This is a genomic window from Micromonospora sp. NPDC047465 (assembly GCF_040643125.1).
Taxonomy (GTDB): domain Bacteria; phylum Actinomycetota; class Actinomycetes; order Mycobacteriales; family Micromonosporaceae; genus Micromonospora.
Genome location: NZ_JBEYTP010000001.1, coordinates 1 through 22,505, shown reverse-complemented (window position 1 = coordinate 22,505; position 22,505 = coordinate 1). Strand labels below are relative to the sequence as shown.

Genomic DNA, 22,505 nt, shown 5'->3' with positions numbered 1-22,505 from the left:
TGGGCCGGAAGGCCCGTCGCGTGTGGCAGCGGGAGTTCAACAGATGCACAACCAGCCAGGCGGAGCGCCGCCGGTGTTCGTCGACCGGACCGGGCGTCGCCGCCGGCTCACGGTGATCGCCGGCACCGCGATGGGTCTGGGCCTGCTCACCAGCCTCGGCCTGATCGCCGCCGGCCTCTTCATGGACTCGTCGGTGTCGCTGCCCGGCTGGTCGGACAGCCGCCCGGCGGCACCGCTCGAAGCCGAGGTGGACGGCCGCGGCGAGCTGGGCGGCGCGTCGCCGACCGGCCCCCGTCCGTCACCCCTGACCAGCACCTCGGCCCCGGAGCCCACCCGCACGGCCGGCACCGCCCCGGCCACCGGCGCTCCCACCGCCCGGCCGACCCGCTCCGAACAGCCCGGCCAGGGCGACGAGCGGCGCACCGCGAAGCCCAGCCGTTCCCCGGGCAAGCCGAGCTAGCGGTGGCGCGGCACGTCGCCCGCCGTGACCCGCGGGCACACTGGATCCTGCTCCTGCTCGGGCTGGCGCTGCTGCTCGCGGCGCTCACCGTCGACGGCCTGGTGACCGGGCTGGCCGGCGGCTCCGGCGGGGCGCGAGCCGACACGTCCGCCGGGCCGGCGGTGCCGAAGGAGGTCGCCACCGGCGGGCCGGTGCTGCGGCTCGACCAGGATCGGCCGGTCAGCCGCGTCATGCCCGACCGGACGATCGCGCTGACCTTCGACGACGGGCCGGACCCGCGGTGGACGCCGCAGGTGCTCGACGCGCTGCGCCGGCACGGCGCGCGCGCCACCTTCTTCGTGGTCGGCGCCCGGGTCAACGAACACCCCGAGTTGGTCCGCCGGATCCTCGCCGAGGGCCACGAGCTGGGCTCGCACAGCTTCACCCACGCCGACCTCGGCGCCGCCGCCGGCTGGCGGCGGGACCTGGAACTCTCGCTCACCCGCAAGGCGGTCGCCGGGGCGGTCGGCCGCGAGGTCACCCTGCTCCGGCCGCCGTTCTCGTCGCACCCGTCGGCGCTGACCGGCCCCGAGTACGCCGCGCTGCGCGCCGCCGCCGGCACCGGCCACGTCGCCGTGCTCGCCGACCGGGACACCAAGGACTGGCAGCGGCCCGGCGTGCCGGCCATCGTCGAGGCCGCCACCCCGGAACGGGGGCGCGGCGCGGTGGTGCTGATGCACGACGGCGGCGGCGACCGGGCCCAGACGGTGGCCGCCCTCGACCGGCTGTTGCCCGCGTTGACCGAGCAGGGCTACCGGTTCACCACGGTCTCGGAGGGGATCGACGCACCGGCCTCCATGGTGCCGGCGGGCGGGGGCAGCCGGCTCGCCGGCCACGCCCTCCGGTGGACCCAGGCCGGCGCCGGCTGGCTGGCCGGGGCGATGGACCTGCTGCTCGGGCTCGCGCTGGTGCTGGGCGTGGCCCGGCTGGTCGTGCAGGTGATCTGCGCCCAGGTGCACGTGCGGCGGGTCCGCCGACCGGGGCGGGCACGGCCGGCGATCACCGCGCCGGTGTCGGTGATCGTGCCCGCGTACAACGAGGCCGCGAACATCGCCGCGACCGTCCGGTCGCTGGTCGCCAGCGACTACCCGGCGCTGGAGGTGATCGTCGTGGACGACGGGTCCAGCGACGACACCGCCGGGATCGTCGAGCGGCTCGGGCTGCGCGGGGTGCGGGTCATCCGGCAGGCCAACGCCGGCAAGCCGGCGGCGCTGAACACGGGCATCCGGGTCGCCCGCGCCGACCTGCTGGTGCTGGTCGACGGCGACACCGTCTTCCAGCCGGACACCGTGCGCCGGCTGGTGCAGGGCTTCGCCGACCCGACGGTGGGCGCGATCTCCGGCAACACCAAGGTCGCCAACCGGCGCCGGCTGCTCGGCCGCTGGCAGCACCTGGAGTACGTGATCGGCTTCAACCTCGACCGCCGGATGTACGACGTGCTGGAGTGCATGCCGACCATCCCCGGCGCGATCGGGGCGTTCCGGCGCGAGGTGCTGTTCGCCGTCGGCGGGGTGCCCGCGGACACGCTCGCCGAGGACACCGACCTCACCATGAAGGTGCTGCGGGCCGGCTGGCGGGTGGTCTACGAGGAGGCCGCCATCGCCTGGACCGAGGCGCCCTCCTCGCTGCGGCAGCTCTGGCGGCAGCGCTACCGCTGGTGCTACGGCACCATGCAGGCGATGTGGAAGCACCGGCACGCGCTGCGCGAGCGGGGCGCCGGCGGCAGGCTCGGCCGGCGCGGCCTGCCGTACCTGACCGTGTTCCAGATCGTGCTGCCGCTGGCCGCCCCGGCGGTGGACGTCTACGCCGTCTACGGCCTGATGTTCCTGCCCTGGTCGACGCTGGTGCTGGCCTGGGCGGGGCTGCTGCTGCTCCAGGCGGCCACCGCCGCGTACGCGCTGCGGCTGGACCGGGAACGCCCCGGCCCGCTGTGGAGCCTGCCGTTCCAGCAGTTGATCTACCGGCAGGTGATGTACCTGGTGGTGGTGCAGTCGGTGGTCACCGCGCTGATCGGCAACCGGCTGCGCTGGCAGCGGATGGCACGCACCGGCGAGGCGGCGGCCCTGATCCCCACTCCCCGCTGACCCGGCCGACCGGAACCGGCGGGCGGAGACGTCGTACCCGGCGTGCCGGTCGCCAGCGCCGTCAGCGCGGACCGAACAGGCCGGCGGACCAGGAGAGGGCCAGCCCGAGCACCGCCGAGCAGCAGCAGACCAGCAGGGCGGCGGCGACCACCGCGAGGATCACCCAGGTCGGCCCGCGCCGGGCCACGCCCGGCTCCGCCGCCGCGTCGCCCCGGTCGCCGTCTCCGTCCGGGGAGCCGGGCGGATCGTCCTCCGCCCGGCTCCCGTGCGTTCCGGTCACCCCGCCGTGGCTCAGGCGCGGCCGAGACGGTCGAGGATCCAGGCGTTGATGAACGCCTCCTCGCGCCACGCGTCGTAGCGACCGCTCGGCCCGCCGTGGCCGGCGCCCATCTCGGTCTTGAGCAGGTAGTCGCCCTGCGGGGCGACCGCCCGCAGCCGGGCGATCCACTTCGCCGGCTCGTGGTAGAGCACGCGGGTGTCGTTGAGGCTGGTCACCGCCAGGATCGCCGGGTAGTCCACCGCCCGCACGTTCTCGTACGGGGTGTAGGACTTCATGTACGCGTACACCTCCGGGTCGTCGAGCGGGTTGCCCCACTCCTCCCACTCGGTGACGGTCAGCGGCAGCGACGGGTCCAGGATCGAGGTCAGCGCGTCCACGAAGGGCACCTGCGCGACGATCCCGGCGAACGCGTCCGGGGCGAGGTTGGCCACCGCGCCCATCAGCAGCCCGCCGGCCGAGGCGCCCCGGGCGACGAGCCGGTCGCTCGCCGTCCAGCCGGCCTTGACCAGGTGCCGGGCGCAGGCGACGAAGTCGGTGAACGTGTTCTTCTTGGCCAGCAGCTTGCCCTGGTCGTACCAGCGGCGGCCCAGTTCGCCGCCGCCGCGGATGTGCGCCACGGCGAAGATGACGCCCCGGTCCAGCAGGGACAGCCGGGCGATGGAGAACCACGGGTCCATGCTCGCCTCGTACGAGCCGTAGCCGTAGATCACGCAGGGGGCGGAGCCGTCCTTCGGCGTGCCGGCCCGGCAGACCAGCGAGATCGGCACCCGCGTCCCGTCGTCGGCGAGCGCCCAGTCGCGGTGCTGCTCGTAGTCGGCCGGGTCGTACGCCCGACCGTCCGGTCCGGGCTTCACCGGCTTCTGCCGGCGCAGCACCATCTGCCGGGTGACCAGGTCGTAGTCGTAGACCGAGTCGGGGGTGACCAGCGAGGTGTAGCGCAGCCGGATCTGCCTGGTCTGGTATTCCGGGTTGCTGTCCAGGCCGACGCTGTAGAGCGGCTCCGGGAAGTCGATGTCGAAGGCGTCGCCGCCGCCGATCGGCAGCACCCGCAGCCCGGTCAGCCCGTTGCTGCGCAGCGAGACGACCAGGTGGTCGGCGAAGGCGTCCACCGCCTCCAGCCGGGTGCCGGGCGAGTGCTCGATCAGCGGCACCCAGTCGCCGGGCGTGTCCGCCGAGGTGTACGCCAGCGCGAAGTCCTCGGCGCCGTCGTTGTGCAGGATCAGGAAGCGGTGGCCGTGGTGCTCGACCGTGTATTCCACGCCCTGCCGCCGGGGGGCCACGGACGCGGGCACGCCGGTCGGGTTGCCGGCCGGGATCACCAGCACCTCGCTGGTGATCTTGCTGTGGATGTCGATGATGACGAACTTCTCGGAGCGGGTCAGCTCGACGCCGACCCAGAAACGCTCGTCGTCCTCCTGGTGGACCACCACGTCCTCGCTCGACGGGGTGCCCAGGGTGTGCCGCCAGACCCGGTTGGGCCGCCACGCCTCGTCCACGGTCACGTAGAACAGCACGGAGGCGTCGGCGGACCAGGCGGTGCCGTAGAAGGTGTCGGGCACCTCGTCGGGCAGCAACTCGCCGGTGGAGAGGTCCTTGACCCGCAGCGTGAACCGCTCGTCGCCCGAGAAGTCCGTCGAGTATGCGAGCCACCGCCCGTCGGGGCTGACGTCGAACGCGCCGAGCGCGAAGAAGTCGTGCCCCTCGGCGAGCAGGTTGCCGTCGAGCAGCACCTCCTCGCCCTCCAGCGGCGCGCCGTCCGCGCTGACCGGCGGGTCGGTCTCGCCGTCCCGGACGGCCCGGCGGCACTGCACGCCGTACTGCTGCCCCTCGATGGTGCGGGTGTAGTACCAGTAGCCGCCCTTGCGGCTGGGCACCGACAGGTCGGTCTCCTGGGTGCGCCGGCGGGTCTCCTCGAACAGGTCGGCGCGCAACCCGTCGAGATGCGCCGTCCGGGCCTCCGTGTACGCGTTCTCGGTGGTCAGGTAGGCGATCGTCGCCGGATCGTCCTTGGTGGCCAGCCACGCGTACTCGTCGGTGACGGTGTCGCCGTGGTGGGTGCGCTCGCTGGGCACCCGCTTCGCCGTGGGCACGGGGGTCTCGGTGGTCACGGCGTCACGTTACCGGCGCGGGTCGCCCTCCGGGTGGCCTCGTCGGTCGACCCGCCGCCACATCTTTCGAACATGTGTACGATGACCGGCATGGCGGCAGCAGCGAGTTCCACCGACCGACCCGGAGCCCTCGACATCACCCGGCGGTTGACGGAGATCTGCGGCCCGCCGTTCGCCCGCCTCGCGGGCCCGGCCGACGAGGTGGCCGGCCGCCCGGCCCGCTGGGTGGCCGTGCCCGGCGGCCCGCACGCCGCCGCCCAGGTGCTGCGGCTGGCGGCCCGGCACGACCTGACCGTCGTGCCGCGCGGCGCCGGCACGAAGATCGACTGGGGCGCCGCCCCCGACCGGGTCGACATCATGCTCGACACCGGCCGGCTCGCCGGGATCGGGCACCAGCCGACCGGCGCGCCCACCGCCGAGGTCGGCGCGGGCACCCCGCTGCGCGCGGTGCAGGCCACGCTCGAACGCACCGGGCACCGGCTCGCGGTCGACGCCCCCTCGCCCGGCGCGACCCTCGGCGGCGTGCTCGCCGCCGGCGAGGCGGGCCCGCTGCGGCACCGCCACGGCAGCCCGTGCGACCAGCTCCTCGGCGTGCGCTACCTCGACGCCGACGGCGAGCTGGTCAACGCCGGCGGCGGCGTCGACGGGCTGGAGCTGGCCCGGCTGCTCTGCGGCTCGCAGGGGGCACTCGGCGTGCTGGTCTCCGCGACCCTGCGGGTGCAGGCCGTGCCGGCCGGCCGGATCTGGGTCACCCGGCCGGTCTGGACCCCGCTCGAGGTGCACGACCTCGTCCGCACGGTGCTCGCCGCGCGCCTCGACCCGGCCGCGGTCGAGCTGGACCTGCCGGCCGGCGCGGGACCCCGGCCGCGCCAGGACGGCCGGGCCGAGTCGATGGCACGACACCCGTCCATGGCGGGGCGCGCCGCGCTCGGCCCGGCCGGCGCCGGCCGGCTCGCGGTGCTGCTGGAGGGCGGCCCGGCCGACGTCGCCGAGCGGGCCGACCGCCTGGTCACGCTCCTCGGCGGCAGGTCCGGGGTCAGCCACTCGGCGCCGGAGTGGTGGCGCCGCTACCCGTTCGGCCCGGGCGACACGGCGCTGCGGATCGAGGTGCCGATCGCCGACCTGCACGCCGCCGTCTACGCGCTGCGCGACGCCGCCGGCGCGCCCGTCCCGGTGCGCGGCTCCGCCGGCCTGGGCGTCGTGCACGCGGCCCTGCCCGGCGCCATGGCTCCCGACCGGGTGGCCTCGATCCTGGCCGCCGTCCGCGGGGTGCTCCTCGCCCGGCAGGGGCGGTGCGTGGTGCTCTCCGCGCCGCCGGCCGTCCGGCGGGCCGTCGACCTGTGGGGCGAGCTGGCCGGGCTGCCCCGGCTGCGCGCGGCCAAGGAGCACCTCGACCCCCACCACCGCCTCGCCCCGGGCCGCCTCCCCGGCGGCCTCTGACGAGGCCGCGTCGTCAGGCAGCGTCGTTGCGGAGCACCAGGATGGCGATGTCGTCGCGGGGCGCCTCGGCCGAGAAGCCGAGCGCGGTCGAACGGAGCCGGGCGGCCACCACGTCGGCCGAGTAGCCGGCGAGCGGGGCGGCCGCGTCGCGCAGCCGGTCGGTGCCGAACAGCTCCCGGCCGCGCCGCCGCTCCGTGACCCCGTCGGTGTAGAAGACCAGCGAGTCGCCCGGCTCGAGCGGGATCTCCGCCGTCGGCGAGGTGATCGCGTCGAGCAGCCCGAGCGCCGTGCCGCCGGCGCCGACGAAGGCGGCCCCGCCGCCGGAGCGCAGCAGCACCGGCCGGTCGTGGCCGGCGAGGTGCAACGACACGTCGAGCTGCGTGCCGTCGCCCGGCCCGACCGCCGCGAGGGCCAGCGTGCAGTACCGCCCGCCACCCCGCTCGACCAGCGTCTCGTTGACCCGGGCCAGGGCCTCCGGCAGCGGCTTGCCGTCGCCGACCAGCACCCGGATGACGTCGCGGACCAGACCGGTCACCGTGGCCGCCTGAACCCCCTTGCCCGAGACGTCGCCGACCACCACCAGCCAGCGCCCGTCCGGCAGCGGCACCACGTCGTAGAAGTCGCCGCCGACGTCGGCGTCGTCGCCGGTCGGGACGTACTCGGCGGCGAAGCCGATGCCCTCGACCACGGGCAGCACCGGCGGCAGCAGCGACTGCTGGAGGGTCTGCGCGACCCGGCGGCGCTCGGCGTGGATCCGGGCGTTCTCGATCGCCAGCGCCGCCCGCCGCGCCACGTCCTCCAGCACGGCGACCTCGTCCGGGTCGTGCCGGTGCCGCTGGTGCCGGCCGACGGCCAGGGTGCCGAGGCGCTGCCCCCGGGCGATCAGCGGCACCGCGAAGCCCTCCATCGGCGCGCCGAGCGGCATCTGCGTGCCGTTGCGGGACGCCTCCCGCAGCCGGGCCTGGACCGACTCCGGGCCGGTCTCCTGGAGCACCTTGTGCAGGTGGGGCAGCACCGACTCGTCGGCGTGGCTGGCCGCCGCGAGGCGCAGCCGGCCCCACTCGTCGGTGGTGTGCACCGCGCACCACTGCCCGAGCCGTGGCACCACGAGCTGCGGGATGAGCGCCATCGTCAGCTCGACGTCCAGGGACTGCGCGAGCAGCTCGCTGGCCTCCGCGAGGAAGGTCAGCCAGGCCTGGCGGCGGACGTCCGCCCGGCGCAGCCGGTCGTTCTCCAGGTGCAGCGAGAGCCGCTCGGCCATCAGCACCGCCAGCGGCCGGGCGTACGCCGACGGCGCCGCGTCCAGCTCCAGCTCCCCGCTGTACGGCCGGTGCACCGCCAGCGGCACCCGGAGCAGCTCGTTGCCGGGCCGGGGCTGGCGGCCGTACCGGGCCAGCACCTGGGCGCCCTGTCCGTCCCCCCGGTCCAGCCGGACCACCCCGCCGGCCGCGCCGACCATCTCGGCGACCCGGGTGAGCAGACCGGTCGCGAAGTCGGGCAGCGGGTCCTCGGCGTACGGGTCGGGGGTGGTCTGCATCAACTCGCTCATCGCCCCCGCGCTCGGCGCGGAGCTCTCCGCCGTCGCGGCGGCGCCACCCCCGGCGGCCGCGACCCTCGGCGCCGTCTCCCGCCCGGCGTGGGTCTCCCCGTCGCTGGCCGGGTCGGGCCGGTCCAGCCGGAACCAGACGCCCTTGCCCGTGGGCAGGTAGGTGGTGCCCCAGCGGTTGGCGAAGTGGTCGACCAGCAGCAGGCCCCGGCCGCGCTCGGAGATCTCGTCGATGTCCGTGGCGTCGTTGCGGACTCCGACGGTCAGCTCGTCCACCGGGCCGGCCGCGAAGTCGGAGACGGTGACGGTGAGCCCGTCCGGGTCGGCGACGACCTCGATGTCCAGTTCGGTGCGGGCGTGTTCCACCGCGTTGGTGGAGAGTTCCGTGGTCAGCAGCAGCGCCTCGTTGACCAGCTCGTCCAGGTGTGCCTCGATGAGCACCGAGCGCACCAGCGCCCGCGCCGCCGCGGGCGTACGCCGGTCGGCGGGGAGCCGGACGCGCCGGACGTGCTGGTCTCGGCCCCTGGTCTCCGCGGGCCCCGTCTCCGCTGACACCCTCGTATCCTCCACCGCCGTCCGCTCGGCTGCCAAGCCGGTGCCGGACGAGCGGCGCGGAGGGCGTCGGGTCGCGCGTGGCGGCCGGCGGCAGGACGGGCCGGAACCGGACGGTTGCCGCCTGTGGCGACCGGCCGTGCAGACGGGGCGGAACGGGACGGGCAGGATGATTGCCGCGCGTGGCGAGCGGTCGCGCAGACGTGGCGGCGGCGACGTCGCGGGCACAATGATGGGATGGCCTGCGTCGCAGGAGTCGGTGGCCCCGAGCTGAGCGAGGAATGATGACCACGGCGAAACAGTCGGCGACCGCGGATCCATCCGCGCCCGACCACGAGGCGCTCCTCGTCGAACTGACCGAGGCGCTGCGGCGGGTCGGCCGCGGCGACCTCAAGGTCCGGCTGCCCCGACGGGCGGGCCGGGCCGGCGAGGTCGCGGACGCCTTCAACGAGGTCGTCTCGCTCCAGGAGCGGCAGTACCTCGACCTGCGGCGGATCAGCCGGATCGTCGGCCGGGACGGCCGGCTCACCGAGCGCCTGGACGACGAGGGGCTGGACGGCTCCTGGGCGGAGGGCCAGCGGGCCGTCAACTCGTTGATCGACGACCTCGGCCGGCCCACCACGGAGATCGCCCGGGTCATCGTGGCGGTCGCCGAGGGCGACCTGTCCCAGCACATGGCGTTGGAGATCGACGGCCGGCCGCTGCGCGGGGAGTACCTGCGCATCGGGCGCACCGTGAACACGATGGTCGACCAGCTCTCGTCGTTCGCGGACGAGGTGACCCGGGTGGCCCGCGAGGTGGGCACCGAGGGCAAGCTGGGCGGCCAGGCCGACGTGCGCGGCGTCGCCGGCACGTGGAAGGACCTCACCGACTCGGTGAACACCATGGCGTCGAACCTGACCGGCCAGGTGCGGTCGATCTCCCAGGTGGCGACGGCGGTGGCCAAGGGCGACCTGTCGCAGAAGATCACGGTCGGGGCGCGCGGCGAGGTCGCCGAGCTGGCCGACACGATGAACTACCTGACCGACACGCTGCGGCTCTTCGCCGAGCAGGTGACCCGGGTGGCCCGCGAGGTGGGCACCGAGGGCAAGCTGGGCGGCCAGGCCGACGTGCCGAACGTGGCGGGCACCTGGAAGGACCTCACCGACAGCGTCAACTCGATGGCGTCGAACCTGACGTCGCAGGTGCGCAACATCGCCCAGGTCTCCACGGCGGTGGCGCGGGGCGACCTGTCGCAGAAGATCACCGTGGCGGCGCAGGGCGAGATCCTGGAGCTCAAGGACACCGTCAACACGATGGTGGACCAGCTCTCGTCGTTCGCCGACGAGGTGACCCGGGTCGCGCGGGAGGTGGGCATCGAGGGCAAGCTGGGCGGTCAGGCCCAGGTGCGCGGCGTCTCCGGCACCTGGCGCGACCTGACGGAGAACGTCAACCAGCTCGCCGGCAACCTGACCAGCCAGGTCCGCAACATCTCCCAGGTCTCCACCGCCGTCGCCAAGGGCGACCTCAGCCAGAAGATCACGGTCGACGCGCAGGGCGAGATCCTGGAGCTGAAGAACACGGTCAACACGATGGTGGACCAGCTCTCGTCGTTCGCCGACGAGGTGACCCGGGTGGCCCGCGAGGTGGGTACGGAGGGCAAGCTGGGCGGTCAGGCCCAGGTGAAGGGCGTCTCCGGTACGTGGCGGGACCTGACTGACAACGTGAACTCGATGGCGTCGAACCTGACGTCGCAGGTGCGCAACATCGCCTCGGTGACCACGGCGGTGGCGAAGGGCGACCTGTCCCAGAAGATCACCGTGGACGCCCGCGGCGAGATCCTGGCGCTCAAGTCGACGGTCAACACGATGGTGGACCAGCTGTCGTCGTTCGCCGACGAGGTCACCCGGGTGGCCCGCGAGGTGGGCACGGAGGGCAAGCTGGGCGGCCAGGCCCAGGTGCGCGGCGTCGCCGGCACCTGGCGCGACCTGACGGACAACGTGAACTCGATGGCGTCCAACCTGACCGCCCAGGTGCGCAACATCGCCCAGGTCTCCACCGCCGTCGCGAAGGGCGACCTGTCGCAGAAGATCACGGTCGACGCGCAGGGCGAGATCCTGGAGCTGAAGTCGACCGTGAACACGATGGTGGACCAGCTGTCGTCGTTCGCCGACGAGGTGACCCGGGTGGCCCGCGAGGTGGGTACGGAGGGCAAGCTGGGCGGTCAGGCCCAGGTGAAGGGCGTCTCCGGTACGTGGCGGGACCTGACGGACAACGTGAACTCGATGGCGTCGAACCTGACGTCGCAGGTGCGCAACATCGCCTCGGTGACCACGGCCGTCGCCAACGGCGACCTGTCGCAGAAGATCACGGTCGACGCGCAGGGCGAGATCCTGGAGCTGAAGAACACCGTCAACACGATGGTGGACCAGCTCTCGTCGTTCGCCGACGAGGTCACCCGCGTCGCCCGCGAGGTGGGCATCGAGGGCAAGCTGGGCGGCCAGGCGCAGGTGAAGGGCGTCTCCGGCACCTGGCGGGACCTCACCGAGAACGTCAACCAGCTCGCCTCGACCCTCACCACCCAGCTGCGCGCCATCGCGCAGGTCTCCACCTCGGTGACCCGGGGCGACCTGACCCAGCGGATCGCGGTCAAGGCGCAGGGCGAGGTCGCCGAGCTGAAGGACAACATCAACCAGATGATCGTCACCCTCCGGGAGACGACCAAGAAGAACGCCGAACAGGGCTGGCTCGACTCGAACCTGGCCCGCATCGGCGGACTGCTCCAGGGCCAACGCGACCTCGGCGAGGTCTGCCGCATGATCATGATGGAGGTGACCCCGCTGGTCGACGCGCAGCTCGGCGCGTTCTTCCTGGCGGACACCTCCGAGGGCGTGATGCGGCTGCGGCTGACCGCCTCGTACGGCTACGTCGCCCGGGGGCACGACGTCACCTTCGGGCCCGGCGAGGGGCTGGTCGGCCAGACCGCCCTCTCCCGCCGGACGATCCGGATGGGCGGGACGCCGGACGGCAGGCTGATGCTCCGCTCCGGGCTCGCCGAGACCCCGCCGGCCGACCTGGTCGTGCTGCCCGTGCTCTTCGAGGGCGAGCTGCTCGGGGTGATCGAGTTCGCCAGCGTGACGCCCTTCTCCGAGCTGCACCTGTCCTTCCTGGAGCGGCTGGTGCTCACCACCGGCATCGCCGTCAACACCATCCAGGCCAACCGGCGTACGGAGGAACTGCTCGCGCAGTCCCAGCGGCTCGCCCACGAGTTGCAGGAGCAGTCGGCCGAACTCCAGCGCACCAACGCCGAGCTGGAGGACAAGGCGCAGCTGCTCTCCGAGCAGAAGGGCAACATCGAGACCAAGAACCGCGAGATCGAGCTGGCCCGGCTCGGCCTGGAGGAGAAGGCCCAGCAGCTCACCCGGGCGTCGGCGTACAAGTCGGAGTTCCTGGCCAACATGAGCCACGAGCTGCGTACGCCGCTGAACTCCCTGCTGCTGCTGGCCCGGCTGCTGGTCGAGAACTCCGAGCAGAACCTCACCCCGAAGCAGATCGAGTTCGCCCGGACCATCCACGGCGCCGGCTCCGACCTGCTGTCGCTGATCGACGACATCCTGGACCTGTCCAAGATCGAGGCGGGGCGGATGGACGTCGAGCCCACCGAGGTGCGGTTCGACGAGATCCGCAGCTACGTGGAGCAGGCGTTCGCGCCGCAGGCCGACGAGAAGGGCCTGGACTTCCAGGTGCGGATCAGCAAGGACCTGCCGCCGGCCCTGGTCACCGACGCCCAGCGGCTCCAGCAGATCCTGCGCAACCTGCTCTCCAACGCGGTCAAGTTCACCGACAACGGCGCGGTGACGCTGCGGATCGCGCCGGCGCCCGAGAACACGGCCTTCGACGTGCCGGCGTTGACCAACGCGCGGCAGGTCATCGCGTTCACGGTGGTCGACACCGGGATCGGCATCTCCGACGACAAGCTGTCGTTGATCTTCGAGGCGTTCCAGCAGGCCGACGGCACCACCAGCCGCCGCTACGGCGGTACGGGGCTGGGCCTGTCGATCAGCCGGGACCTGGCCCGGCTGTTGGGCGGCAGCATCGTCGTGTCGTCGGCGCCCGGGCAGGGCTCGACGTTCACCCTCTTCGTGCCGGACGTGCTCGCGCCGGACGCGGTGGTGGCTCCGCTGCCGCCGTCGCCGGCCCGGGCGGGGCTGCCGTCGTCGCTGCTGATGCCGCCGCCGGAGCTGCCCGAGCCGGCCTCCACGCCGGCCACCCGGCGACTCGAGGGGGCCACCGTGCTGATCGTCGACGACGACGTCCGGAACGTCTTCGCGCTGACCAGCGCGTTGGAACTGCACGGGCTCACCGTGTTGTACTCGGACAACGGGGCGGACGGCGTCCGCCTCCTGGCCGAGCATCCGGAAGTGGACATCGTCCTGATGGATGCGATGATGCCCGATCAGGACGGTTACGAGACGACCCGGCAGATCCGGCGCAACCACCGGTTCGCCGACCTCCCGATCGTCTTCCTGACCGCGAAGGCCATGCCCGGCGACCGCGAGTCGGCGCTGGCGGCCGGGGGAACCGACTACATCACCAAGCCCGTCGACCTGGACGAGTTGATCGAACTCATGTCGTCCTGGATCAGCGGCAGCCGAGCCGAGGAGAGTTCGTGACCCAGATGGCCAAAGCGCTCCTGGTGGACGACCGCCGGGAGAACCTGATGGCGCTGGAGGCGATCCTCCAGGGGCTGCCGGTCCAGTCCGTCGCAGTGGAGAGCGGCGAGGCGGCGCTGAAGCAGCTGCTGGTCGACGACTTCGCGGTGATCCTGCTCGACGCCCAGATGCCGGACATGGACGGCTTCGAGACGGCGAGCCACATCAAGCGGCGTGAGCGTACGCGGCACGTGCCGATCATCTTCCTCACCGCCGCGGACCGGGACGCCCAGCTCGCGCTGCGCGGCTACGCGGTCGGCGCGGTCGACTACCTCACGAAGCCGTTCGACCCGTGGGTGTTGCGGGCCAAGGTGTCGGTCTTCGTGGAGCTGTGGGTGAAGACCCGGCAGCTCGCGGCCCAGTCGGATCTGGTGCGGGAGCGCGACGCGCAGTGGCGGGTGCTCACCGACGCGGTCGACGAGGCCACCGCGATGCTGCGGACGGACGACCCGGACGCCCGCGACCGCGCCGTCGACCTTCTCGAACAGGCCCGCTGGGGCAACACCCCCTGACCCACTCCGGCCCCTGACCCCGCGTCGATCCTGCATTTCTCGCCCGCGACAAAGAGCGCAAAGGTGAACAAATCAGGGACCGAAAGTGCAAGATCGCGAGGGCCGGCCGGGGGAGCGGGTCAGGCCGTGGTCTGGTCGTTGCGGATCATCAGGGCGCTGCGGAGGCCGGTGATGTCCAGGACGCGGAGCAGGAAGTCGCCGACGTTCGTCAGGATTAGGAGGCTCTGCGCGTGGCTGGCCTTCCGACTGAGCACGACGAGGGTGCCCAGTCCCTGCGAGTCGCAGAAGGTGACGCCGCCGAGGTCGAGCACGATCCGCGGCGGCGGATCGGCGAGCACCTCGTTGACGACGGTCGACAGCTGGGTGGCCGTGAGCATGTCGATCTCACCGGCCAGGCGCAGCACAGCTTCGTCGCCCGTCCGGTGTAGCGTGATGGACAGTTCGGCACGATCCACCGGGTCAGCCTAGCGCGATCCCGGCGACCCGGCCTGTCGAGCCGGGGTGCCGCACCCATCGAGCGGGAGCACCGCCGACCCTGAGCCCCGGAAGGGCGCGGCGAGACCGCACGGGAGGCCGGGGCGGGTGAGCCTGGTAACCCCGGTCCGGGGTGCCTGCCGATTCGCCGCCCGGCGCTGACACAATGGCGGCATCGTGACCGATATGTTTCCCGCCGGATCCGGCCGTTACCCGGCCGACGCGCCGGCCTCCGAGGCCCTGTTCGACCGCGCCAAGGCAATCGTGCCCGGCGGGGTGAACTCCCCCGTGCGCGCCTTCCGTGCCGTCGGCGGCACACCGCGCTTCATGGTCCGGGGGGAGGGGCCCTGGCTCTACGACGCCGACGACCGGCGCTACGTCGACCTGGTCTCCTCCTGGGGCCCGCTGATCCTCGGCCACGCGCACCCCGAGGTGGTGGACGCGATCCGGGTCGCCGCCACCCGGGGCACCAGCTTCGGCACCCCCACCCCGGGTGAGGTCGAGCTGGCCGCCGAGATCGTCGACCGCACCCCGGTCGAGCAGGTCCGGCTGGTCAACTCCGGCACCGAGGCCACCATGTCGGCGATCCGGCTGGCCCGGGGCTTCACCGGCCGCCCCCGGATCGTCAAGTTCTCCGGCTGCTACCACGGGCACTCCGACGCGCTGCTGGCCGCCGCCGGTTCGGGCGTGGCCACCCTCGGCCTGCCCGACTCGCCCGGCGTGACCGGCGCGGCGGCGGGCGACACGATCGTGCTGCCGTACAACGACGTCGCCGCCGTGGAGCAGGCGTTCGCCGCCGAGGGCCAGCACATCGCCGCGATCATCACCGAGGCCGCCGCCGGCAACATGGGCGTGGTCGCCCCGCGCGACGGCTTCAACCAGCAGATCGCCCGGATCGCACACGCGCACGGCGCGCTGCTCATCGTCGACGAGGTGATGACCGGGTTCCGGGTCTCCCGCGCCGGCTGGCACGGCCTCGACGCCTCCGACGCCGACCTGTGGACGTACGGCAAGGTCATGGGGGGTGGGCTGCCGGCCGCGGCGTTCGGTGGGCGCGCGGAGATCATGGAGCGACTGGCCCCCGCCGGGCCCGTCTACCAGGCCGGCACGCTCTCCGGTAACCCCCTCGCCTGCGCCGCCGGCCTGGCCACCCTGCGGCTGGCCGACGACGCGCTCTACCGCCGGCTCGACGAGACGGCCGCCGTCGTGAGCAAGCTCGCCGCCGACGCGCTCGCCGCCGCCGGGGTGCCGCACCGGCTGTCGTACGCGGGCAACATGTTCTCGATCTTCTTCACCGACGCCGACGTGGTGGACTACGACAGCGCCCGCACCCAGCAGGTGCCGGCCTTCAAGGCGTTCTTCCACGCGATGCTCGCCGGCGGCGTCTACCTGCCGCCGAGCGCGTTCGAGGCGTGGTTCGTGTCGGCGGCGCTGGACGACGCCGCTCTGGAGCAGATCGCCGCCGCCCTGCCGGTGGCGGCCAACGCGGCGGCAGCGGCAGGTCACGGGGGGTAGCGGTGAGCGCGAGGAGTGAGCCGGGTTTGCGAGCCCCGCAGTCGCGAACGAAGGGGGCGCAGCGGTGAGCAAGACGGTGGTCCACGTGCTGCGGCACGGCGAGGTGCACAACCCGGACGGCATCCTCTACGGCCGGCTGCCCGGCTTCCGGCTCTCCGAGCTCGGCGTGCAGATGGCCAAGGCCGCCGCGCAGGGGCTTGCCGAGCGGGAGGTCGTGCACGTGGTGGCCAGCCCGCTGGAGCGCGCCCAGCAGACGGCGGAGCCGATCGCCGCGCAGTTCGGGCTGCCGGTCGGCGTGGACGAGCGGCTCATCGAGAGCGCCAACTGGTTCGAGGGCAAGAAGGTCTCGCCCGGCGACGGCTCGTTCCGCGACCCGCGCAACTGGTGGGTGCTGCGGGACCCGGTCACCCCGTCCTGGGGCGAGGCCTACCGCGCGATCGCGGAGCGGATGTTCGCCGCCCTGCACGCCGCCCGGGTGGCCGCCGAGGGGCGCGAGGCGGTGCTCGTCTCGCACCAGCTCCCCATCTGGACGCTGCGCCGCCACGTCGAGCGCAAGCGGCTCTGGCACGACCCGCGCCGGCGTCAGTGCGGGCTGGCCAGCCTCACCTCCTTCCACTTCGACGGCGCCAAGGTGGTCGGCATCGGTTACTCCGAGCCGGCCGCGCACCTGATCGCGATGTCGGCGACCGCCCGGACAGCCAAGGGGGCCTGATGAACGCCCGGAGGTGGACCGCGGGTCTGCTCGCCGCCGTCACGACGGTGGCACTGGTCGGCTGCTCCTCGCAGAGCCGGGAGGACGCCTGCGGCACCAACTCCGAGGGCGTCATCGAGTGTGCGCCCGACGAGCGCTCCGCGGCCCCGAAGATCTCCGGCGAGCTGCTCACCGGCGGCAGCCACGACGTGGCGAAGGACCGCGGCCAGGTCGTCGTGGTCAACTTCTGGGGCTCGTGGTGCAACCCGTGCCGCGCCGAGGCGGACGACCTGGAGACGACCTACCAGGCCACCAAGGGCTCCGGGGTCACCTTCCTGGGCGTCAACATCCAGGACAGCCGGGACAAGGCCATCGCCTTCGAGGAGCGGTTCGGGGTGACCTACCCGAGCCTGTTCGATCCGCCCAGCCGGGTCGCGCTCGCCCTGGACATCCCGCCGAACACCATCCCGGCCACCATCGTGCTCGACCGGGACGGCCGGATCGCCGCCGTCATCCGCGCGGCGGTGAGGCAGGAGGGCCTCCAGCCCATCGTCGAGCGGATCGCGGCCGAGCAGCCCGCCCCCAACGGTTCCCGCTGATGGGCGAGACGTTCAAGGAACTCGCCCAGTCCGGTCCGCTGCTGCTCGCCATCGGCGCGGCCGCGCTCGCCGGCCTGGTCAGCTTCCTCTCCCCGTGCGTGCTCCCGCTGGTGCCGGGCTACCTGTCGTACGTCACCGGCCTCGCCGGGGCGGACCTGGAGGGCCGGCGGCCCGCGCCGTCGCCCACGGAGCCCGCGGGTGGTGGCGGGGTGGCGGTGCGGGAGCGCACCGCGCAGGCCGCCGCCGCCGTGAAGGGCCGGGTGCTGGCCGGCACGCTGCTGTTCATCGCCGGCTTCACCGTCGTCTTCACCGCCACCGCGATCCTCTTCGCCGGCGTCGGCCGGGTCTTCTTCGAGTACGAGCGCACGCTGGAGATCGTCATCGGCGCGCTGATCGTCGTGCTCGGCCTGGGCTACGTCGGGGTGGTCCCCGGGCTGCAACGGGAGTTCCGGATCCACCGGCTGCCCGCCGCCGGGCTGCTCGGCGCCCCGGTGTTCGGCGCGGTCTTCGCGCTCAGCTGGGTGCCCTGCGTCGGCCCGACGCTCGGCGCGGTGCTCGGCATGGCCGCCGTCGAGGGGCAGACCGACCGGGCCGTGGTACTCGCCGTGGCGTACTGCCTCGGGCTGGGGATACCGTTCGTCGTCTTCGGGCTGGGCTTCCAGCGACTGCTCGGGGTCTTCCGCGCCGTCCGGCGCAACAGCCGCTGGATCACCCGGGTCGGCGGGGCCCTGCTGATCCTGATCGGCCTCGCGCTGATCACCGGCGGGTGGACGAACTTCGTGATCTGGCTGCAGACCACCGTCGGGGTGGGCGAGGTGAGCATCTGATGACCGTCGTGGACGAGCGGCCGGCGACGCCGGCCGAGGCGCCCCGGCGTCGGCCCAACCGGCTGCTGGCCCTGCTGCGCAACTCGTGGCGGCAGCTCACCAGCATGCGTACGGCGCTGGTGCTGCTGTTCCTGCTCGCGGTCGCCGCCATCCCCGGCTCGGTGCTGCCGCAGCGCGGGGTCAATCCGGAGGACGTGCGGGACTACTTCACCGAGCACCCCGACCTGGCCCGAGTGCTGGACCGGATCGGCGCCTTCGAGGCGTTCGGCTCGGTCTGGTTCTCGGCGATCTACCTGCTGCTGTTCACCTCGCTGATCGGCTGCATCACCCCCCGGCTGCGCGACCACGTGCGAGCGCTGCGGTCGAAGCCGCCGGCCGCCCCGAAGCGGCTGGACCGGCTGCCGCAGCACGCGGTGCTGCCCGCCCCCGAGGGCGGTGCGGCGGCGATCGCCGAGGCGCTGCGCCGACGGCGCTGGCGCGTGGCGGTCCGCGGCGACGAGGTCTCCGCCGAGAAGGGCTACCTCAAGGAGACCGGCAACCTGCTCTTCCACACCTCGATGGTGGTCGTGCTGGTCGGCGTCGCGCTCGGCTCCTGGTACGGCTGGAACGGCAACAAGCTGCTGGTCGCCGGCAAGGACAACGCGTTCTGCAACACCCAGCAGCAGTACGCCGAGAGCAAGCTCGGCCCCCGGGTCGGCAGCGAGGACCTGCCGGACTTCTGCATCCAGCTCGACGACTTCGAGGCCCGGTTCCTGGAGTCCGGCCAGCCGGAGTTCTACTCGGCCAGGGTGACCGTGGACGAGGCCGGCGGTGCGCCGCGGCCTGCGGAGTTCTCGGTCAACTCCCCGCTGCGCCTCGACGGCGCGAACGTCTACCTGCTCGGCCACGGCTACGCCCCGGTAATTCGCTACACCGACCGGTTCGGCCGCAGCCAGACCAGCGCCGTGCCGTTCCTGACCACCGGTGACATCGGGCTGACCAGCGAGGGGCTGGCGGCCTTCCCGGACGCCAACGTCGACCCCGACACCGGCAGCCGGGACCCGGACCTCCAGATGGCCTTCTCGGGCCTCTACCTGCCGACCGCGCCGGATTCGGCGCCGTTCGCCCGCTCCGAGTACCCGACCGAGCGCAACCCGGCGCTGAACCTCGTCGCCTACCGGGGCAACCTGGGGCTGGACGCGGGCATCCCCGGCTCGATCTACGAGTTGGACCAGCGGCAGGTGCGGGCCGGCAAGGTGAAGGAGGTCGGCACGAAGCTGCTCCGCAAGGGCGAAACCTGGACGCTGGACGACGGCAGCAAGGTCGAGTTCCTGGACAGCCTGCCGTACATCACCCTGTCGGTCCGGTACGACCCGGGCTCCACGCTGCTGCTGGTCAGCTCCGGGGTGCTGCTGGTCGGGCTGTTGGGCTCGTTGTTCGGCCGGCGCCGTCGGGTCTTCTTCCGGGTGCTGCCGACCGACCCCGCGGGTGGATCTCCGACGGGCGGTAGTAGTTTGGTCGAGGCCGGTGGCCTGCCGCGCACCGACCATCCAGGGTTCGCCGACGAGTTCGCGCAGCTCGTCGCCGCGGTCAGCGGTGACGGGGGGCCGGACGGGCGGGCCGGTGTCGATCGCGCCGGCGACGAGCGGGCCGGATCGCGAGAAGGAGCCGAGTGATGTCCGCACTCTCCGACCAGTTGGTGTCGTTCGCGATCCTGGCGTACCTGGTCGCGATGATCAGCCACGCCGTCGAGTACGCGCTCGGCAACGCCCGCGCCCACGTCGCGGCACCCGCCCGCGAACTGGTCGGGGCCGGCGTCGGCGCGGCCGGGGGCGTCACCCTGGAGGCAGGCGTCGACGCCGACCGGGCGGCGGCCGAGCGTACCGCCCGGCGGGCCCGGCTGGGCGGCGTGATCGCCGTCGTCGCCACCGCGATCGCGACGCTGCTGCACCTCGGGGCGCTGGTCACCCACGGCATCGCCGCCGACCGGATGCCCTGGGGCAACATGTACGAGTTCGTGCTCACGGTCTCGTGGATCGGTGCCGCCGCCTGGCTGGTGGTGCTCTGGAAGCTGCCGGCGCTGCGCCGCCTGGGGCTGTTCCTGTCGCTGGTGATGGTGCTGCTGCTGGCGACCGCCGAACTGGTGCTCTACGTGCCGATCGTGCCGTTGGTGCCGGCGCTCAACTCGTACTGGTTCGTCATCCACGTCTCGACCGTCGTCTTCGCCTCCGGCATCTTCCTGCTCGGCGCGGTGCCGGCGGTGACGTTCCTGATGCGGTTCGGCTACGAGCAGGGCAAGCGGAGCTTCCCGTACACGCTGGCGAAGCGGATTCCGTCGGCGGCCAGCCTGGAGCGCCTGACCTTCGTGCTGCACGCCTTCGCGTTCCCGGTCTTCACCTTCGGGGTGATCGGCGGGGCGATCTGGGCCGAGGCGGCCTGGGGCCGGCCGTGGGGCTGGGACCCGAAGGAGACCTGGTCGTTCATCTCCTGGGTGATCTACGCCGGCTACCTGCACGCCCGGGCCACGCCGAGCGTGAAGCGCAACGTGGTGGCATGGCTCGCCGTCGCCGGCTTCCTCACCATGCTGATGAACCTGTTCGGGGTGAACATCTTCTTCGAGGGCCTGCACTCGTACGGCGGCCTCGACTGATCACCGCCCGGCAGCGAAATGTAGAACTACAAGTGGGGTCGTGCGCTGGGCCGGCCTGACCTGGACCGACTGGAACGGGGCCGCGAACTGACGGTCTCTCGGCGGTAATCGGGGCGTTCAAGGTAGCCGAGCGCGACGTCAGCGTTCGACAGCGACCCGGTCCAGTCATTCGCCCACCAGCGCCTCGAACAGCCGGGCTGCTCGATCTAAAGGTTGTGGCCGGCGACGTCGAGCACCGCTGACGTCGCCCGCGGATAGTGCGGCAGCAGCGCGAACTGGTCGAGGTAGCCGGCGGCGTGGTCCTGCCGCCCGGCACCGACGGAATCGTCCCCATCAGGCGGCCGGCGTGGCGGAACGCGAACAGGGCAGTCGACATCACCCGGCCCGGCTGGGGCGGCCGGGGCGCCGGTGTGGGAGAGGGGTACGCCGCAAGCTCGGCCACCTGCCCGCCGAGGACGAGGAAGGCCGGCCACGGGACGCCCGTGGCCGGCTTTCTCGTCCGGCCCAGTTGGGCCGAGGGGTGGCGCGGGCCCCGGGTCAGCCGAGGGTGACCGGGGCGGCGTCGTTGGCCGGATTGTCGTCCGGACGCGGGTAGCTGTAGTGCAGCCGGACCTCGCCGGGGGCGCCCGGAGGTCCGTCGATCCGTAGGTCGAACGGAACCGTGAAGCTCTCCCCGGCTGGGAACACTGCCCCCAGCCAGCAGACCCAGGCCGTCGGAGCGCCGCCCTCATCGTGGTTGGTCGGCCCGCAGCCGGGCGGGTTGGCCAGCACGGTCACTCCGGCCGGTGGGGTGAAGAGCAACGCGCCGGCGTCGCCGCCGGAGTTGGTGCCGTCCGGCACACCCGGACCGTCGTTGCGGATCCCCACGGTCACCCGGACGGTGTCGCCGACGGCACCGGTGACGGCAGCGCCCTCGGCGACGATGTCGAAGGCACCGTGGATGTCGCGCAGGTAGGTCCCGCCGTAAGCGGTGCCGGCGGTGATTAGATCGAGTGGCTCGCCGACCGGCCGCAGTCGGAGCGCGCGGTCGGCCTCCCGACGGGTCAGCCGCACGTTGTCGGGCAGTGGTCCTGCGGCGGCCAGTGGCTCCACGAACTGGGTGATGCGCTTGTCGCCGAGGGCGGCCGGACCGACCGTGGTGGTGAAGCCGTGCCGCAGTTCGTGCCGGACCCCCGGCGTGAAGGTGCCCCGCACGGTGCAGACCACCACCGTGGCGAGCACGGGGTCGGTGCCGTACCGGCAGTTCCGATAGCTGGCGGGATGCAGACCCACCGGAAAGCGGAGGGTCACCCTGAGGTCCTCGGCCGGCTGGTCACCGGCGTTGACCACGGTCACCGGGACGTCACGGACGTCGCCGACCTCGGTGCCCGACACGTACTCGTTGACCAGATCGAGCAGGTCGGGACCGGACCGCACGCTGACGGTCGCCTGTTGGGTGTACGGCTCCAGCCCCTCGGCCCGCACCGTGTAGTCCAGCGTGCCGGTCGCGCCGTCGACGGCATCGGGCGCGGCGCGGAACGCCACCGGCACCGTGCCGTCGACAGTGCCGAACTCGTCTGGGGTCGCCCCCGGCGGCATCGGGCAGGTCACCGAGGTGCCCTCGGCGACGCACCAGTCGGGGAAGCTGGCCGCGGCGACGCCAGCGAGACCGGTCAGGTCGACGGTGACCCGGGGGTCGGTCGCGCCGGTGCTGGTCAGGGTCAGCGGCGCCGTCCGGCCGGGCGCACCGGCCGCGCCGACGGTGACGTCGCCGAGCCAGCCGCTGACCCAGCCGGGGTCGTTTCGCGCCGCAGCCGGAGCGGCCGCCGCGCCGGCTCCCGCCGTGACCACGGCCAGCACGGTCAGGGCGCGCAGAACGCTGCCGCGCGAGACGCGCACAGAATTCATCGATCTCCTTCATGGGGTGAGCCGGTCCAGAGCCGCGGTGGGACATCACCGCCGACTCGATCGGCGAACCATGATCCTAGTGCCGCGTCAGGCAACGTTCGCCCTGTTGACTACCTGACGTAGGCGCTTGTCGGTGGCGTTCTTGTTCCGCCAGATGATGTAGCGGCGGAT

16 protein-coding genes are annotated in these 22,505 nt (G+C 73.1%); 11 read left to right on the top strand and 5 right to left on the bottom strand.

The window, feature by feature from the left end:
• Positions 1–43 precede the first annotated feature (43 nt).
• Positions 44–460 carry a hypothetical protein gene (locus ABZ793_RS00080; protein ID WP_357449479.1) on the top strand — a complete coding sequence of 139 codons (417 nt, stop codon included), beginning with the start codon at positions 44–46 and terminating at the stop codon, positions 458–460.
• A 2-nt stretch (positions 461–462) separates the two neighbouring features.
• A complete protein-coding gene (locus ABZ793_RS00075; protein ID WP_357449476.1) occupies positions 463–2,583 on the top strand; it encodes a bifunctional polysaccharide deacetylase/glycosyltransferase family 2 protein in 2,121 nt (706 codons plus the stop codon).
• Between the two features lie 61 nt (positions 2,584–2,644).
• Here the strand turns inward: ABZ793_RS00075 and ABZ793_RS00070 are convergent, their stop codons facing one another.
• Both ABZ793_RS00070 and ABZ793_RS00065 read right to left on the bottom strand, forming a co-directional pair.
• Positions 2,645–2,863: a hypothetical protein gene (locus ABZ793_RS00070; protein WP_357449473.1), complete on the bottom strand. Its 219-nt coding sequence runs from the start codon at positions 2,861–2,863 to the stop codon at positions 2,645–2,647.
• An 11-nt stretch (positions 2,864–2,874) separates the two neighbouring features.
• A complete protein-coding gene (locus tag ABZ793_RS00065; RefSeq protein ID WP_357449470.1) occupies positions 2,875–4,971 on the bottom strand; it encodes a S9 family peptidase in 2,097 nt (698 codons plus the stop codon).
• A 90-nt stretch (positions 4,972–5,061) separates the two neighbouring features.
• Here ABZ793_RS00065 and ABZ793_RS00060 point away from each other — a divergent pair, with 90 nt between their 5' ends.
• Positions 5,062–6,411 (top strand): FAD-binding oxidoreductase, encoded by a 1,350-nt coding sequence (locus tag ABZ793_RS00060; protein ID WP_357449467.1) that lies wholly within the window; start codon positions 5,062–5,064, stop codon positions 6,409–6,411.
• Positions 6,412–6,424: 13 nt separating this feature from the next.
• On the opposite strand, the gene ABZ793_RS00055 is transcribed toward ABZ793_RS00060, so the two are convergent.
• Positions 6,425–8,512 (bottom strand): SpoIIE family protein phosphatase, encoded by a 2,088-nt coding sequence (locus ABZ793_RS00055; RefSeq protein WP_357449464.1) that lies wholly within the window; start codon positions 8,510–8,512, stop codon positions 6,425–6,427.
• A gap of 281 nt (positions 8,513–8,793) precedes the next feature.
• Here ABZ793_RS00055 and ABZ793_RS00050 point away from each other — a divergent pair, with 281 nt between their 5' ends.
• On the top strand, positions 8,794–13,161 hold the full coding sequence (locus ABZ793_RS00050) for a HAMP domain-containing protein (RefSeq protein ID WP_350701969.1): 4,368 nt from the start codon (positions 8,794–8,796) through the stop codon (positions 13,159–13,161).
• A complete protein-coding gene (locus tag ABZ793_RS00045; protein ID WP_357449459.1) occupies positions 13,158–13,712 on the top strand; it encodes a response regulator in 555 nt (184 codons plus the stop codon). Before ABZ793_RS00050 ends, ABZ793_RS00045 begins: the two co-directional genes overlap by 4 nt.
• A 119-nt stretch (positions 13,713–13,831) precedes the next feature.
• On the opposite strand, the gene ABZ793_RS00040 is transcribed toward ABZ793_RS00045, so the two are convergent.
• Entirely contained in the window at positions 13,832–14,167 is a 336-nt protein-coding gene (locus tag ABZ793_RS00040; protein WP_357449457.1) for an STAS domain-containing protein, read from the bottom strand.
• 196 nt (positions 14,168–14,363) lie between these two features.
• On the opposite strand from ABZ793_RS00040, the gene hemL reads away from it, so the two are divergent.
• From hemL to ccsB, 6 genes are all read left to right on the top strand, one after another.
• A complete protein-coding gene (gene hemL / locus ABZ793_RS00035; protein WP_357449455.1) occupies positions 14,364–15,701 on the top strand; it encodes a glutamate-1-semialdehyde 2,1-aminomutase in 1,338 nt (445 codons plus the stop codon).
• A gap of 64 nt (positions 15,702–15,765) precedes the next feature.
• On the top strand, positions 15,766–16,413 hold the full coding sequence (locus ABZ793_RS00030) for a histidine phosphatase family protein (RefSeq protein ID WP_357449452.1): 648 nt from the start codon (positions 15,766–15,768) through the stop codon (positions 16,411–16,413).
• Positions 16,413–16,991: a TlpA disulfide reductase family protein gene (locus ABZ793_RS00025; protein WP_357449448.1), complete on the top strand. Its 579-nt coding sequence runs from the start codon at positions 16,413–16,415 to the stop codon at positions 16,989–16,991. The genes ABZ793_RS00030 and ABZ793_RS00025 overlap by 1 nt, the downstream gene beginning before the upstream one ends.
• A complete protein-coding gene (locus ABZ793_RS00020; RefSeq protein ID WP_357449444.1) occupies positions 16,991–17,818 on the top strand; it encodes a cytochrome c biogenesis protein CcdA in 828 nt (275 codons plus the stop codon). The genes ABZ793_RS00025 and ABZ793_RS00020 overlap by 1 nt, the downstream gene beginning before the upstream one ends.
• Entirely contained in the window at positions 17,818–19,473 is a 1,656-nt protein-coding gene (locus ABZ793_RS00015) for a cytochrome c biogenesis protein ResB (protein ID WP_357449441.1), read from the top strand. The genes ABZ793_RS00020 and ABZ793_RS00015 overlap by 1 nt, the downstream gene beginning before the upstream one ends.
• Positions 19,473–20,447, top strand: coding sequence for a c-type cytochrome biogenesis protein CcsB (gene ccsB, locus ABZ793_RS00010; protein WP_357449438.1), 975 nt, complete (start codon positions 19,473–19,475; stop codon positions 20,445–20,447). The genes ABZ793_RS00015 and ccsB overlap by 1 nt, the downstream gene beginning before the upstream one ends.
• Before the next feature lie 537 nt (positions 20,448–20,984).
• Here ccsB and ABZ793_RS00005 read toward each other — a convergent pair.
• The gene (locus ABZ793_RS00005) at positions 20,985–22,334 is read right to left on the bottom strand and encodes a hypothetical protein (protein WP_357449435.1); all 1,350 of its coding nucleotides are present in this window, start codon (positions 22,332–22,334) and stop codon (positions 20,985–20,987) included.
• Positions 22,335–22,505 lie beyond the last annotated feature (171 nt).

Coding starts and splice junctions, on each gene's coding strand:
- ABZ793_RS00080 (WP_357449479.1), top strand. CDS start 44: ATGCACAACCAGCCAGGCGGAGCGCCGCCGGTGTTCGTCGACCGGACC.
- ABZ793_RS00060 (WP_357449467.1), top strand. CDS start 5,062: ATGGCGGCAGCAGCGAGTTCCACCGACCGACCCGGAGCCCTCGACATC.
- ABZ793_RS00050 (WP_350701969.1), top strand. CDS start 8,794: ATGACCACGGCGAAACAGTCGGCGACCGCGGATCCATCCGCGCCCGAC.
- ABZ793_RS00025 (WP_357449448.1), top strand. CDS start 16,413: ATGAACGCCCGGAGGTGGACCGCGGGTCTGCTCGCCGCCGTCACGACG.
- ABZ793_RS00020 (WP_357449444.1), top strand. CDS start 16,991: ATGGGCGAGACGTTCAAGGAACTCGCCCAGTCCGGTCCGCTGCTGCTC.
- ABZ793_RS00015 (WP_357449441.1), top strand. CDS start 17,818: ATGACCGTCGTGGACGAGCGGCCGGCGACGCCGGCCGAGGCGCCCCGG.
- ccsB (WP_357449438.1), top strand. CDS start 19,473: ATGTCCGCACTCTCCGACCAGTTGGTGTCGTTCGCGATCCTGGCGTAC.
- ABZ793_RS00005 (WP_357449435.1), bottom strand. CDS start 22,334: ATGAATTCTGTGCGCGTCTCGCGCGGCAGCGTTCTGCGCGCCCTGACC.